The organism is Thauera carbonicopians (assembly GCF_025699485.1).
Lineage (GTDB): Bacteria > Pseudomonadota > Gammaproteobacteria > Burkholderiales > Rhodocyclaceae > Thauera.
The window spans coordinates 392097-404710 of record NZ_JANUXN010000001.1 but is presented as its reverse complement, the minus strand read 5'-3'; the positions used below and the strand labels follow the sequence as shown (position 1 = coordinate 404710).

At 59.3% G+C, this 12614-nt stretch carries 15 protein-coding genes and 1 tRNA gene; 9 read left to right on the top strand and 7 right to left on the bottom strand.

Features of this window, described 5'->3' with window-relative positions; translation table 11 throughout:
* Positions 1-38 precede the first annotated feature (38 nt).
* Entirely contained in the window at positions 39-1028 is a 990-nt protein-coding gene (locus NX068_RS02010) for a diaminopimelate dehydrogenase (protein ID WP_263459616.1), read from the top strand.
* 56 nt (positions 1029-1084) lie between these two features.
* Here the strand turns inward: NX068_RS02010 and NX068_RS02005 are convergent, their stop codons facing one another.
* The gene (locus NX068_RS02005; RefSeq protein WP_263459615.1) at positions 1085-1249 is read right to left on the bottom strand and encodes a hypothetical protein; all 165 of its coding nucleotides are present in this window, start codon (positions 1247-1249) and stop codon (positions 1085-1087) included.
* A gap of 122 nt (positions 1250-1371) precedes the next feature.
* On the bottom strand, positions 1372-1692 hold the full coding sequence (locus NX068_RS02000) for a helix-turn-helix domain-containing protein (protein WP_263459614.1): 321 nt from the start codon (positions 1690-1692) through the stop codon (positions 1372-1374).
* Between the two features lie 153 nt (positions 1693-1845).
* Between NX068_RS02000 and NX068_RS01995 the strand changes: the two genes are divergently transcribed.
* From NX068_RS01995 to NX068_RS01960, 8 genes are all read left to right on the top strand, one after another.
* Positions 1846-2193, top strand: a complete 348-nt coding sequence (locus tag NX068_RS01995; protein WP_263459613.1) for a hypothetical protein — start codon at positions 1846-1848, stop codon at positions 2191-2193.
* 10 nt (positions 2194-2203) lie between these two features.
* A complete protein-coding gene (locus NX068_RS01990) occupies positions 2204-2413 on the top strand; it encodes a hypothetical protein (protein WP_263459612.1) in 210 nt (69 codons plus the stop codon).
* A gap of 140 nt (positions 2414-2553) precedes the next feature.
* Positions 2554-2847 (top strand): hypothetical protein, encoded by a 294-nt coding sequence (locus NX068_RS01985; RefSeq protein WP_263459611.1) that lies wholly within the window; start codon positions 2554-2556, stop codon positions 2845-2847.
* Positions 2834-3889 carry a phage/plasmid replication protein, II/X family gene (locus NX068_RS01980; protein WP_263459610.1) on the top strand — a complete coding sequence of 352 codons (1056 nt, stop codon included), beginning with the start codon at positions 2834-2836 and terminating at the stop codon, positions 3887-3889. The genes NX068_RS01985 and NX068_RS01980 overlap by 14 nt, the downstream gene beginning before the upstream one ends.
* A gap of 387 nt (positions 3890-4276) precedes the next feature.
* Positions 4277-4531 (top strand): major coat protein, encoded by a 255-nt coding sequence (locus NX068_RS01975; protein WP_263459609.1) that lies wholly within the window; start codon positions 4277-4279, stop codon positions 4529-4531.
* Positions 4532-4827: 296 nt separating this feature from the next.
* The gene (locus NX068_RS01970; RefSeq protein WP_263459608.1) at positions 4828-6237 is read left to right on the top strand and encodes a hypothetical protein; all 1410 of its coding nucleotides are present in this window, start codon (positions 4828-4830) and stop codon (positions 6235-6237) included.
* Positions 6238-6239: 2 nt separating this feature from the next.
* Positions 6240-6566 carry a DUF5455 family protein gene (locus NX068_RS01965; protein ID WP_263459607.1) on the top strand — a complete coding sequence of 109 codons (327 nt, stop codon included), beginning with the start codon at positions 6240-6242 and terminating at the stop codon, positions 6564-6566.
* A gap of 1 nt (position 6567) precedes the next feature.
* A complete protein-coding gene (locus NX068_RS01960; protein ID WP_263459606.1) occupies positions 6568-7437 on the top strand; it encodes a zonular occludens toxin domain-containing protein in 870 nt (289 codons plus the stop codon).
* On the opposite strand, the gene NX068_RS01955 is transcribed toward NX068_RS01960, so the two are convergent.
* The 5 genes from NX068_RS01955 to NX068_RS01935 all read right to left on the bottom strand — a co-directional run bounded on the left by NX068_RS01955 (position 7434) and on the right by NX068_RS01935 (position 12587).
* Complete coding sequence (locus tag NX068_RS01955) at positions 7434-7976, bottom strand: hypothetical protein (protein ID WP_263459605.1); 543 nt, start codon at positions 7974-7976, stop codon at positions 7434-7436. The two genes, NX068_RS01960 and NX068_RS01955, sit on opposite strands and share 4 nt — an antisense overlap.
* Before the next feature lie 969 nt (positions 7977-8945).
* Positions 8946-9491 (bottom strand): flavin reductase family protein, encoded by a 546-nt coding sequence (locus NX068_RS01950; protein ID WP_263459604.1) that lies wholly within the window; start codon positions 9489-9491, stop codon positions 8946-8948.
* Positions 9488-10711 carry a class I SAM-dependent methyltransferase gene (locus NX068_RS01945; protein ID WP_263459603.1) on the bottom strand — a complete coding sequence of 408 codons (1224 nt, stop codon included), beginning with the start codon at positions 10709-10711 and terminating at the stop codon, positions 9488-9490. Before NX068_RS01945 ends, NX068_RS01950 begins: the two co-directional genes overlap by 4 nt.
* Positions 10712-10954: 243 nt before the next feature.
* Positions 10955-11039: transfer RNA gene (locus tag NX068_RS01940), tRNA-Leu, on the bottom strand.
* A gap of 108 nt (positions 11040-11147) precedes the next feature.
* Positions 11148-12587: a mannose-1-phosphate guanylyltransferase/mannose-6-phosphate isomerase gene (locus tag NX068_RS01935; RefSeq protein ID WP_263459602.1), complete on the bottom strand. Its 1440-nt coding sequence runs from the start codon at positions 12585-12587 to the stop codon at positions 11148-11150.
* Positions 12588-12614 lie beyond the last annotated feature (27 nt).

Here is a 12614-nt window from a genome sequence, read left to right as displayed (position 1 = left end):
CGAGCATTCATTCTCTCAAAGTTGGAGTGAGTTTCCTGATGGACAACACGCAAATCCGCATCGGTATCGCCGGCTACGGAAACCTGGGGCGCGGCGTCGAGGCCGCCATCGCCAGAAACCCGGACATGACCCTGGTCGGCGTATTCACTCGCCGTCCGCCGGAGTCGGTGAAGCCGTTGTCCGCACAGACCCCAGTACGGCCCATCAATGCATTGTCCGACCATCGTGACACGATCGACGTATTGATTCTATGTGGCGGCTCCAAGGACGATCTGCCACGCCAGGGACCAAAGATGGCGGCAAGGTTCAACATCGTCGACAGCTTCGACACGCATGCACGCATCCCTGAGTACTTCGACGCGGTTGACGCGCCGGCACGCGCAAACGGCAAAACGGCCTTGATTTCCATCGGCTGGGATCCAGGCATGTTTTCCATCAATCGCCTGTATGGCGAAGCCTTGCTGCCCGATGGCGCAACGTACACGTTCTGGGGCAAGGGGCTGAGCCAGGGGCACTCCGATGCCATTCGCCGCGTGCCTGGGGTTAAGGCGGGGGTGCAGTACACGCTGCCGTCACAGGACGCGATCGAGCAAGTGCGCAGTGGCTCGCGCCCCGAACTGACGATCCGTCAGAAGCACACGCGTGAATGTTACGTCGTGCTGAACGAAGGCGCCGATGCAGCCGAAGTCGAGCAAGCCATCGTCACCATGCCCAACTATTTTGCCGATTACGACACCGCGGTCCATTTCATCAGCGAAGAGACTTTGCTCCGCGAACATAAACGCATGCCGCATGGAGGCTTCGTCATTCGCAGCGGCAACACCAGCGAAGCGCACGCCCAAGTGATCGAGTATTCGCTCCAGCTCGAAAGCAATCCCGAATTCACCGCCAGCGTTCTGGTGGCCTATGCGCGGGCAGCCTATCGGCTGAACGTACAGGGCCAGTTCGGCGCCAAGACCGCCTTCGATGTAGCGCCCGGGTTGCTATCGATCAAAACACCGGCTCAACTGCGCAAAGAGCTGCTTTAATCGGTTCTTCATTTGCATGTGGCCGAGGGGTCATCGACCCACGGCCACCATGGCGCTCAGTTGTGTGAAGCGGAGCCCGGCGTCGACGATCCTGTGGCCCCGGATACTTGAACAGGCTGGATGCGTATATGCGTCGGTGCCTTGCTGGCGAACAGCAACAACGAGACGATGCCGAGGAACGCGATCAGCGCAACGAGCGTGACCAGAACATTGGTTTTCATGGAGAGCATGGTAACCAGACAAAGGAGTGGTATCCATGACGCCGGTCACACTGAAACACATGAATTTTCATGTTGCTGGTAGGCCGAGAGGCGGACTAGAAAACAATCGACTCGAGAAGGCGTCAAAACCGCGATAATTTGTAATCGGTCCATCCAGCCATCAAAACCCCTGCATATTCAATGCCTTGCAACGAGTCATTGAATAAGTAAGCGCATGCTACAAGCGTAATGCATGCCGCTGTCCTAAGTAACTGCTCGATGATCGAGTGATCGTCGGTGCCTCGAAGCCTTTCGAGGCGGATCAGGGCATGCGCGGGCATGGTCCTGCGTCCTTTCCGTGCCGCTGAAAGGTTGTTCTCGTTCATGCCGATTTCTTCGGCTAGGCGGCGCAAGGTCCAGCCTCGTGCCTTCATGACTTCTTCGCATTTCTCGTTGATTTCCATGGTGCTACCTCCTGCTCAGTAGGGTAGTTGCGGTCTGTCGTATTGACAAGTGTCTATCGGTTTGATAGAAATCGTATCAATCTGTCACATTGATAGATTCCGACTCAGTGGCAGTTACTGAAGCGGACCACGACAAGTCAAGAGGAAATCGCCATGAGCGCAGCAGCAGCCCAAGTAGCGGAAATGCCCGCAACCCAATCGAAGCCCGGCATCAAGGCCGGTGAGGCCATCATCCGGGGCCGTCTCGTCCTGGTACGCCGCCCGACCGGCAACAGCACGGTTTGGGAAAACCTCGTCGTCATGCCCGCGCCGGATCCGTACTCGTCGCCGGCCACGGTCAGCATCCTGGCCAAAGGTCGCCTGGGCGAGATCGAGGATGACGTGCAGGTCCGCGTCCGCATCGGCGGTTATCGCCGCTCCTTCAAATCGACGGATAGGGAAACCGGCGAAATCCGCCAAATCCAGACCGCCGATGTCCGCCTTTTTGCCATCGAAGAGTAAAGGGGCGGCCATGGACACCAGGCATTTGATCAATTTGGCGGCTCGTGCTCGCGATTTGGCATCGTCGAGTGTTGCCGAATCCGGTTCGGATATTGAAGACCGTACTGCTCGTAATTTGGTTGTTTTTATTGGATGCGAGCTTCCTGCTGATGAGTATCGGGAATTCATGAAGGCGCTGGGTTTTGATCATATGTGTTTGGATGATTCTAAGGTTGAGTGATGTATTCCGTCTCCGTTACAGAAATGGTCCGCGTCCTGATCTCGGTTCGCCTCTCGAAGCTGACGCCATCTTTCTCTCGCGCCGAATTCGTTCGCGCTGGCGTTAATCCCATCGGAATGTTCCACCGGGTTGCCTGAACCATGCAACTGCATCCCTATTTCGCCGCCACGGAATGCGCCTTCACTCGCTTGGTGCGGGCGCATTTCTGGTTTATCGCCGATATGGATTTTCGCAATGCGCAGTATTGGCGTGATCAGGTTCAAGAGTGCGAACGGCTGTTTCTGAATCAGTCGGTCGGTGGTCCGAACGTGCCGGAAGCGGTGCAAGAGCGGCGCCGCAAGCTCGTCCAGGAACAATTAGGCGTTGCCATGCGGACCGGCTACCAAATGGCATCAAAACGCTGGCATAGGGGCGGAACTGATGTTCCTCATTGATTGGCTCACGCTCCGCATCAAGCTGCATCCGTCGATGGGTCAAGCCCTGTGGGATCGCGTGATGAACTGCCGGGGCCGCATGCAGTGCTTCGATTCCGACGGTGCGCTGATGTGGGAAAAGAATACCCTCGACGTCGATAAGCTCCGCTCCGATACCGTGGGCTTGGTGTGGCAGATCCAGTCGGACGGCAAGGATGAGTATCTCGTTGTCGCCGGATCGCCTGCCAGCCTTGCGCACGACGGCCTGAACGTCTTCGGCAGCCTCGACATCATCAAGTGCGCCGAAACCGTTATCAGCGTCGCCAGGAAGGCCCTGCAGGCGTTTCTACCGGCTTACACCGCGTGGCAGTGCCGCCGGATCGACATCACCGGTAACTACCTGCTGCCGGACTACGATAGCGTCAAGCAAGCGCTCCAGATGCTGATGGTGACGGACGGCGGCCGTCGCAAGGCGTCGAGCGCCAAGAACGGCGGTGACACCGTCTCATGGAACCCCAAATCCGATTTGACGAAAGGAAAGGCTTACCACAAGGGGCCACAGCTTCGAATGCTGAACCGGAAAGGAAAAGTGTCCGTCTCGGAAGATCAACTCACACTCGCCGATAGGCTGCTGCGCCTGGAACACACCCGGGCAGCGAAATGGTTTCGCCGCATGGAAGAGAAGGGCGGCAAATGGTGGGACCTCACCGAAGAGGCGTTGCAGAAACTTTACATGGATTTTTTTGGGCCGCTGGTCGATGGCGTGGAGGTGCGAGATATGAATCGGGATGACGTGGTGACGATGATCAAGGAAAAGAATTCGATTACCGATGGCAGGGCGCAGGCCGCATTTACAACGCTGCTGAACATTCGTCAGTTTGGTTTCGAACAAGTGAAAGGCTATATGCCGCGTAGCACGTTTCAGCGGCATCTCGCTTATCTGCGTTCGGCCGGCATTACGGATGGTGATATGCATACCGCGAAGATCATTCCGCTTCGTCCGGTCAAGATCGTATTGGCCCAGCCGGTTGGCTCGTGGGAAGAACTGCGCAGGGTGGCGTGATGCCGGGTTCTATTGAGTTCGGTGATGCGATTTTGGCGACTGTTGCTGCGGCTGCTTTTTTAATTACGTGGATTAAGTGGATGCTGTGATGGAACTCTCTGAAATCGCTCCGCTGCTTCACGCCGGCTTTTCCGTCCTGGCGTTTGCGCTGGGCTTCATTGCAGGACAACAACGATGACATGGGATGACGTCGCGCCGCTGATTGGCCTCTACATGGGTTCCTTCGCCCTTGGTTGGGTCTCGGGCTATATCTATTTGATATTCAAGAAAGTATCGGAATCTGTCACATAGCCTGTGCGGCACAGCCGTGCAGGCTATGTGACAGGTGACGATACCTGTGCAATCGGCCGGGCGATTTCCCGGAATCAACAAGTGGAGAATGAAGTCATGAAGGCCAAACTCGAAGCGCTGAAGAACCTCGCGGCTCGCGCCCGCGCCAAGCAAGCCGCAGCGGCTGCAGCCCTGTCGGTCGCTGCCGTCCAGGCACAAGCCGCATTGCCGGCCGAAGCGACCGCCGCGATCACCGCGCTGAAGGATGACGGTACTGATATGGTGGCGGCCGGCTGGCCGGTCCTGGTCGCCATCACCGGTGGTCTGATCCTGATGGGCATCTTCAAGAAGGTTCTCTCGCGCGCGACCTAAGGGGGGCATATGGGACCGTTCGTTTTTGCGTTGGCGCTGCTTGTTCCGTCCGTCTCAATGGCGGACGGTCCCATCTATAAGTGCCGTCATGGGGTATATGCCGATAACTGCGACAAGGCGGAACCGGTCATGCGGGTATCGCGCTATACGATGGAACAGTGGTATGAACGGACGCGAGGTGCAATGCCTTGTCCGAAGTTGAATCATGTTTTGCTGATTACGGGTGAAGTTGTTTGCCAAATACCCGTTGCACAGATCACGGAAAAGCCGAGTGGGCGTCTGATTGAGGAAAGGCAATGAAGCGCCTTTTCTGGTTTCTCGTCGGGGTGATGATTTCGGCGGTGCCGATGCTGGCTTTTGCGGATGAATATCCAGCATCGTGGGGTTATGGGAATGGTTATGTTGTAGGTGCTGCGGTGCGACTTAATACGGGTTTTATATTACCGACTGTAGATGCTGCATGTACGACGGGGGCAACGCCTCAGGTTGGTACTCAACCTTTTGAGTCATTGCCTCATAGGAACTGGAAATGTATGAATCCGGCTACTGGTTCTGTTTCTAGTGTTTATTTGGTTCAGCAGCAACTTGTTTGTCCGTATGGTGGGTCGTTGGATTCTTCGAATGGTTATTCGAATAAATTGTGTCGTAATGCTCCGTCATGTCCTAATGGTCAAACGCGAAAGCCCGATACAGGACAATGTCAAGCTGATCCATGCTCTCATTTAGGTGGCGAAAACGCATCCGGCCGTTTCGATATGGCATATGCATATACGAACAGCCCGAATTCCGAAATATTCGGCGTAAGGGAAGTGCCGCAGCGCGGTTGTTCGGGGGCGGATCGTTGCGGATGGCGTCCGAGTAATAATCCGGTTCCGGGCTCCTGCACGGTGTCTCAAACGGGCGGGCCGCCCTATACGGTTTCCTGCGCGTATGAAGGCGCGTATGACGGCGGTCAATGCTCGACGTCGGAAACAAGTGATTCACAGTCGCCGATGCCGCCGCGTGGCTGTCCTGCAGGCTCTGTAGCGGGCGAAGTGAATGGCGTGGCGGGCTGCTATGGCTCGTATGGCAGCACCGAAGAGAAGACCGAAACGACCGCGCCAGACGGCACGAAAACCACGACCGAGACGAAGACAAACCCGGATGGCTCGAAGACCACGACCACGACGACAACGCATCCGGATGGCTCCACGACCACGACCAAGGAAACGATCCAATCCACCAGCCCGCTGGGCGAATCGATGCCGGGTAGCTCTTCTGGTGGCTCTTCGGGTGGTTCTGGTGGTGCTGGCGGTTCTGGTGGTGGGGGAGGGGCAGGGCGCGGTGATCGCGGCGACACTGAGCAGGCGAACTTTTGTCGGGACAATCCGAATTCGCTGATGTGTAAAGATCGTGTGAAGATCGACGAAACCGGAACGCCGGAAGCGCTTGACGGTGCGAATATCAATCAGTCATTGGATGAGCAATTCACTACCATCATCGAAATGGTGCAGGGCACGTCCTGGCATCGCACCGAACTGGGTTTCACCTGGAATTTGCCCGATAAGCTGCCTGCGGGCACGTGTGGTGCTGTAGGTATTGGCGGAACGTCGTTTGATATTTGCCCGACACTCGAAAAGGCGCGGGCATTGTGGGCCTGGGTGCTGGGTGTGCTCGGCGCGCTCGCAATCTGGATTCGTGGCACCAATATTCTGGCGAAGGTCTGATCATGCCGATTCTTGCAAAACTCCTCATATCCGCTTGGACGTTTGCCTTTGCCTGGGTGGTCAAGTACATCGGCAAGAAATGGGCGCTCGGCGTGGTTTTCGCGGGCGTTTTCACGTCTTTGACGGTGGCGCTGTATGGTGGTCTGTCGCTGGTGCTTAATGCCTTGATGATCACGCTGCCGTCGTATTCGGGCATGGAAATGGCGATGTACGTCGCGGCGCCGAACAATTTGCCGTTCGTGATCTCAAGCGTGCTGTCGGCCGAGGCAACGCTGACGCTGTATGCCTGGAACATCAAGTTGCTGCGGATCATGCAGGCGGGGGGCTGACATGTCGGATTATCTGGTGACGGGCAAGAAGGGCAATGGCAAGTCGCTGGTCTGTGTCGGGCGGATCAGGGAAGCGATCCTGCAGGGCAGGGTGGTGGCGACGAACCTCGACCTGTACTTGGAGCACTTGCTGCCGGTGCATTACAAGCGGGCCAGGGTGATCCGGCTGCCCGACTTTCCGAGCCGGGAAGATCTTGAGATCATCGGATCGGGCAATCCGTCGTCCGAAGATGGCATCGTCGATGAGTCTCGGAACGGTCTTGTGGTGCTTGATGAACTTGCCATATTTTTAAATGCCAGAACGTTTCAGGACAAACGACGTTCGGGTTTATTGGAATGGCTTGTGCATAGTCGGAAACTCGGATGGGATACTTACTTAATCGCACAGCATCCTAACCAGATTGACAAACAGATAAGGGAGGCGATGGCGGAGTATCACGTCATCTGTCGCCGGATGGACAAGATCAAGATCCCCTTCATCCCGATCAAGATGCCGCGCCTGCATGTGGGCTTCGTGCGGTACGGCATGGAACGGGATTCGATCCTGGCCGAGCGCTGGGCCTTCCGCGGGAACAGCCTTTTCCGGGGCTACGACACCCGCCAGCGCTTCATGGAAGGGTATCCCCACGGAGCCTACTCGTATCTGCCTCCGTGGCACCTCAAGGGCTACTGCACGCCGCTGCCGAAGTGGCGGCAAGTGCTGTCCGGAAGCTTGCGTGTGCCGCTGGAACCGCCCGTGCGACAGGCTGACGCGGCGCTAGTGCCGAAACCTGCTGTTCAGAAACACCGCCTGGCGGAGCTGTTGCAGCGCCTGCCGGCCGATCAGCGGCTCAAACACTGGCATCGTCTGCATTCGCTCGGCGCCATCTAATCCATGTAGCTGCATTTCAGAGAAGACATGCGATCTCTCGCATGACGGCGTGCGTCTGTGAGTGCTTGCGTGGATCGTTGGCGAGCTCGTGCATCGATCTCGCGCACGCGGGCTCTGAGGTAAGAGCATTCGGAATGCTCTCCCTTTGGATCGATGTTCTCTGGCTCGGCCTGGGCGACCTGTCTTTCCGGTAGTGGGCGTTCAATCGCCTGAATGGCTCGCTTTGCAGCCTCTACTGGATACCGTGGGACGACTGATACCGTGCCGCCGGTGATCGCGGTTTGCTGGTCGTTCTGGCATGGCTGATCTTGATAGACCGTTCTGCCGTTGATGTTGCAGCGGTATAGGTTTTCTCTCGTTTGTGGTTGTTCTGGTTGGTTTCGGGTTGGGTTTGGGTTGGTTTTTGGGGTTTGTGGTGTGGTGGTTTGTGGCTGGGTGTGCCTGGTCGTTGTTGGCGCCGGTGGGGCGAGGTAGGTCATGTAACCGATCAATCCTGTGACGGTCACGATAAACAAGGCGATGAAGGTTTTTGATCTCATGTCTGGATCATATTTCCGCCTGCTGCCGGGTAGCTATGATGCTTTTCACACTAGTGCGCCATCGAGCGCACGGCGGGAAACCCGGCCTTTGAGGCGGTCAAGGGACAGACCGGAGGCCGCAGCCCGGCTTCAGCCGGGACCGGGCGAGGATCTGAGGCCGCTCCGCGGCCGGCCCTTGACGGTTGCAGGACAAGACACGCTCCGGGCAACGCCCGGGGGAAGGAAGCCGCAGGCGCACATTCCCCCGGGGGATGCCTCTCGGCGAGAGCGGGTTCGGGCGGAGCCCGAGGTCTTGAATCTTTGGCGAGGGCACCCATGTGGGGGCCTGTTTGGCTCGGCTGCGGGATTGGGTGGCGCTGGTCGTCGAGGGGGGGGTCAGAAGTCCGGGTCCGTATGTAACACCCGGACTTTGTCTCACGGGTGAGACATGAGGCCATTTTGGGCACTTCATTTGATAGGGGGAAAACACTCATTTGATGCTCCCGAGCTGGGCCGCTGAGCTGAAGTGGCTGTACTGGCGATTGAGGGCTGCACGGCCGGGTTCGAGACCTTCTGTGAGGACGTGGCAGGCTCGGATCACGGCCGAAAAAAAACGCCTGCGAGCTGCAGGCGTTGATGTGTGGAGGTTGCACGCTGTGTGTGTGGTGCTACGTCGTCCGGACCATTCGACGGCCGCCAAGAGGGCCTGGGCGCTGCTGGCGATCAGCCAGGACAGCGATGAGAACAGCCACGAGAAACAGCGATAATTTGTATTATGTAAACTTGGAAGCCTAGGCTTCGCAGGATCAAGGCCGCTTACCTCGCCCTACATTTGGCCGTTCGGCCCGGCCTAGAGTGCCGGCCCCTTTTGATCATCAACTAGAAGCATGGGCGACCAAGCCAAAGCTGCCCGCAACTGCGCCGAGTGGCGTCGCAAATGACCTGTCCACCTCCACCACACCGTGTGGAGGCGATTTTGCTCGACCTAGTCTAAACACCATCAGGCAGCTTCGACCGCATCGCCTCCTTACGGTCGAAGCGTTCGCCATCGGCGACGAACGTGCCGTCGCCAACGGCATGCAGCATGCGCTGGTCGGATTTCTGATGATCGACATACGCGGCCAGGCCGTCGAGTACGACGATGCCGTGTGGAGCGATGATCTCGGCGACCCGGCATTCGATGTTGGCGAGGCATTGCGCGATCAGCGGGGCTTGCACGTGCTTGCCTTTGGAGGGCGTGAGACCAAAGCGCGGGAACTTGTCGGTATCCACGCCCGAGCAGGTGCCGATGCCGATCACGGTGTCGAGCATGTCGGCGGACGGGATGGCGATGACGCATTCGCGCGTTTTCTCCAGCGCGGTGAACGAGTGGTTCCATGCACCGGTACAGATCGCAAAGCGCGGCGTGAAGTCCATGACCATCGTCCACGAGATGGTCATGATGTTGCTCTTGCCCGCATGGCGTGTCGTGACGAGCACGACCGGGCCGGGTTCGAGCAACGTGAAGATCCTTGCGGCGGCAAGGGGTCTCATCATGCTGGACTCCTCCACATATGCTCACGACTCCAGCGCTGGGCCGAAAAACCCTTCACGGCGCGCTTGGCCGCCAGCAGTTGATGAACGGAGATCCAGCCGTACTCGAAGGCTTGAGCGCTGCCGGCCATGTAGATCCGCCACACGCGATAGGTCCGCTCACCGACAAGCCGGATGGCGCTATCGCGGTGTGCATCGAGGCGCTCGACCCAATGCAGCAACGTTCGCGCGTAATGGGGTCGCAAGCCCTCGACGTCGAAAACCTCCAGTTGTTGATTCTCCATCGCCGCGGCTGCCTGGGCCATGGTCGGCAGCTCTCCATCGGGAAACACATAGCGGTCGATGAAGTCGCCCGCGCCGTCTCTGACTGCCTCATCCCCTGCGCGGGTGGTGATGCCGTGGTTCAACACCAGGCCGTCATCCGTCAGCAGCCGACTGATGGTGCCGAAATATACGGGCAGATTGCGTATGCCTACATGTTCGAACATGCCCACCGAGGCGATCTTGTCGAATACCTCCTGGCCCGGGATATGGCGATAGTCCTGCAGGCGAACGTCGATTGCCCCTTCCAGGCCCAGTTCGCGGATGCGCTGCCGTGCGTAGTTGAATTGCTGTTCGCTCAATGTCACGCCGGTGGCCGTCACCCCGTAATGACGATGAGCCCACAGCAGCAACGCACCCCAGCCGCAGCCGATGTCGAGGAAGCGCTCTCCCGGCTCGAGCTGGAGCTTGCGGCAGATGAGGTCGAGCTTGGCTTGCTGCGCCTGCTCCAGGGTCTCCGAGCCGCTCGGAAAATAGGCGCAGGAATAGACCATCTCGGGGTCGAGCCACAACCGATAGAAATCGTTCGAGACATCGTAGTGATGCGCGATGGCCCGCCTGTCGCTGGCCGGGTTGTGCCGCCAGAGGCGCCACCCCGTGACCCGGTTCAGCAGACGCCGATGGGCTCTCCCGGCATACGCGAGTTCGATCGCCAGCCGGACGATGTCCAGCGCGCTTCCTTCGACATCGATCTCGCCATGGATGTAGGCTCGCGCAAGCGTGTCGAGATCGGGGGGCAGCAGCTTGAGCGCCGCTTCGGGATGCGGAAGACGCAAGATGACCGCGGCCGGACCAGTGCCCAGCGTTTCAGTACGGCCATCTCCCAATTGCAGGCCCAGCGCCAGGCCGCGATCGGCGACGAGTCGGCGCAATGCCTCGACAAGGGGCGAAGAAGAATCCATGCACGTCTCCTGAAGCCTGACCAACATCGGATCATGTTGGAAAATCCAGGTGCAAGAGAGTCGCATAGCGTGCCCTGCAGGTTCGCCGGTCTGCGCTTTCGAAGCAGCGTTCACCGGCATGCAGCGGCGCACGCATCCGCGACATCGCCACGCAGACGCATTAGCGTCTCTGGTTCTGATTCTTGCAAAACAGGCACGGTTTTGCAAAACGAGACGGCTCGGGAGAAGTACGCTGAAACCCGATGGTGCGGGGGAAGAGACTCGAACTCTCACGCCTTGCGGCGCTGGAACCTAAATCCAGTGCGTCTACCAATTCCGCCACCCCCGCATCGGCAGCGAAGCGGGCCGCATTATACATGGTCTCTTCGCGGAACCTGCCTGCGGTTCCGCCCCGGGAAGGGCCGCCACGCTCGCAGCAGCCCTCCCCCTTCCGGCCTCAGTTCGAACTGCGCCCGTAGGTATCCTCGAAGCGCACGATGTCGTCCTCGCCGAGATAGCTCCCGGACTGCACCTCGATGATCTCCAGCGGCACCTTGCCCGGATTCGCCAGCCGGTGCGTATGCCCCAGCGGAATGTAGGTCGACTCGTTCTCGGCCAGCAGGAAGACGCGCTCGCCGTTGGTGACCTCGGCCGTGCCCTTGACCACGATCCAGTGCTCGGCGCGGTGGTGGTGCATCTGCAGGCTGAGTTTGGCGCCCGGGTTGACGACGATGCGCTTGACCTGGAAGCGCTCGCCTTCGTCGATCGAGTCATACCAGCCCCAGGGGCGATAGACCTTCCGGTGGCTCTGCGTCAGGCTCCGGCCTTCGGCCTTCAGGCGGGCGACGACCTTCTTCACGTCCTGGGTGCGGTCCTTGTGCGCCACCATCACCGCATCGGGCGTCTCGACGACGATCATGTCCTCGCAGCCGACCGCAGCCACCAGCCTGTCGTTGGCATGCACCAGGGTATTGCGGCAGCCCTCGAACAGCACTTCGCCACGGCCGGCATTGCCCGCCTCGTCCTTGCCGGATACCGCCCACAGCGCATCCCAGGCGCCGACGTCCGACCAGCCTGCCGACATCGGCACGACGACCCCCTTGCCCGCTTCCGGTGCGTTGGCCAGGCGCTCCATGACGGCATAGTCGATCGAGTCGCTCGGGCAGCGCTCGAATGCGCCCTGCTCCAGGCGGATGAAATCGGCATCAGGCTTGCGGCCTTCGTAAGCGGCCCTGCAGGCCTCGGCGATGTCGGTCCTGAAACGCTCGATGGCGCGCAGCCAGACCGAGGCCTTCATCATGAAGATGCCGCTGTTCCAGAAATACCCACCGCTTTCGAGATAGCGCTGGGCGGTGTCGAGATCCGGCTTCTCGACGAACTCGGCCAGCTCGCGCCCACCGCCGATTGCCACGCCGGCGCGGATGTAGCCGTAGCCCGTCTCTGCGCGATCGGGCACGATGCCGAAGGTGACCAGCATGCCGTCCGCGGCCAGGCTGCTGCCCTGTGCGATGGCTTGCTGGAACGCGGCGAGATCGGTGATGACGTGGTCGGCCGGCATCACCAGCAGCACCGGATCGCCCTCCTCCAGCGCCGCGAGCGCTGCCAGGGTCAGCGCCGGCGCAGTGTTGCGGCCGAAAGGTTCGAGCACGATCTGGGGCGAACGCACGCCGATCTGGCGCAGTTGCTCGGCAATGATGAAGCGATATTCCTCATTGGTCACGACGAGCGGGCGTCGATCGACTTCGCCGCCGGCAAAGTCGTCGAGGCGGACAGCGGTTTCCTGCAACAGCGAGCGCTCGCTGGTCAGCGGCAGCAACTGCTTGGGATGGTTCTCGCGCGAGGCAGGCCACAGCCGGGTGCCCGAGCCACCGGAAAGAATGACGCTCTTGATGATCATGTCGATAGGGTTCCAGTCGATTGTCCG

What these genes read in the sequence shown, in the direction of transcription:
- NX068_RS01995 (WP_263459613.1), top strand. Translation starts at nt 1,846, where the DNA reads ATGAGCGCAGCAGCAGCCCAAGTAGCGGAAATGCCCGCAACCCAATCG.
- NX068_RS01980 (WP_263459610.1), top strand. Translation starts at nt 2,834, where the DNA reads ATGTTCCTCATTGATTGGCTCACGCTCCGCATCAAGCTGCATCCGTCG.
- NX068_RS01965 (WP_263459607.1), top strand. Translation starts at nt 6,240, where the DNA reads ATGCCGATTCTTGCAAAACTCCTCATATCCGCTTGGACGTTTGCCTTT.
- NX068_RS02005 (WP_263459615.1), bottom strand. Translation starts at nt 1,249, where the DNA reads ATGAAAACCAATGTTCTGGTCACGCTCGTTGCGCTGATCGCGTTCCTC.
- NX068_RS01945 (WP_263459603.1), bottom strand. Translation starts at nt 10,711, where the DNA reads ATGGATTCTTCTTCGCCCCTTGTCGAGGCATTGCGCCGACTCGTCGCC.
- NX068_RS01985 (WP_263459611.1), top strand. Translation starts at nt 2,554, where the DNA reads ATGCAACTGCATCCCTATTTCGCCGCCACGGAATGCGCCTTCACTCGC.
- NX068_RS01990 (WP_263459612.1), top strand. Translation starts at nt 2,204, where the DNA reads ATGGACACCAGGCATTTGATCAATTTGGCGGCTCGTGCTCGCGATTTG.
- NX068_RS01935 (WP_263459602.1), bottom strand. Translation starts at nt 12,587, where the DNA reads ATGATCATCAAGAGCGTCATTCTTTCCGGTGGCTCGGGCACCCGGCTG.
- NX068_RS01955 (WP_263459605.1), bottom strand. Translation starts at nt 7,976, where the DNA reads ATGAGATCAAAAACCTTCATCGCCTTGTTTATCGTGACCGTCACAGGA.
- NX068_RS01950 (WP_263459604.1), bottom strand. Translation starts at nt 9,491, where the DNA reads ATGATGAGACCCCTTGCCGCCGCAAGGATCTTCACGTTGCTCGAACCC.
- NX068_RS01975 (WP_263459609.1), top strand. Translation starts at nt 4,277, where the DNA reads ATGAAGGCCAAACTCGAAGCGCTGAAGAACCTCGCGGCTCGCGCCCGC.
- NX068_RS01970 (WP_263459608.1), top strand. Translation starts at nt 4,828, where the DNA reads ATGAAGCGCCTTTTCTGGTTTCTCGTCGGGGTGATGATTTCGGCGGTG.
- NX068_RS02000 (WP_263459614.1), bottom strand. Translation starts at nt 1,692, where the DNA reads ATGGAAATCAACGAGAAATGCGAAGAAGTCATGAAGGCACGAGGCTGG.
- NX068_RS01960 (WP_263459606.1), top strand. Translation starts at nt 6,568, where the DNA reads ATGTCGGATTATCTGGTGACGGGCAAGAAGGGCAATGGCAAGTCGCTG.
- NX068_RS02010 (WP_263459616.1), top strand. Translation starts at nt 39, where the DNA reads ATGGACAACACGCAAATCCGCATCGGTATCGCCGGCTACGGAAACCTG.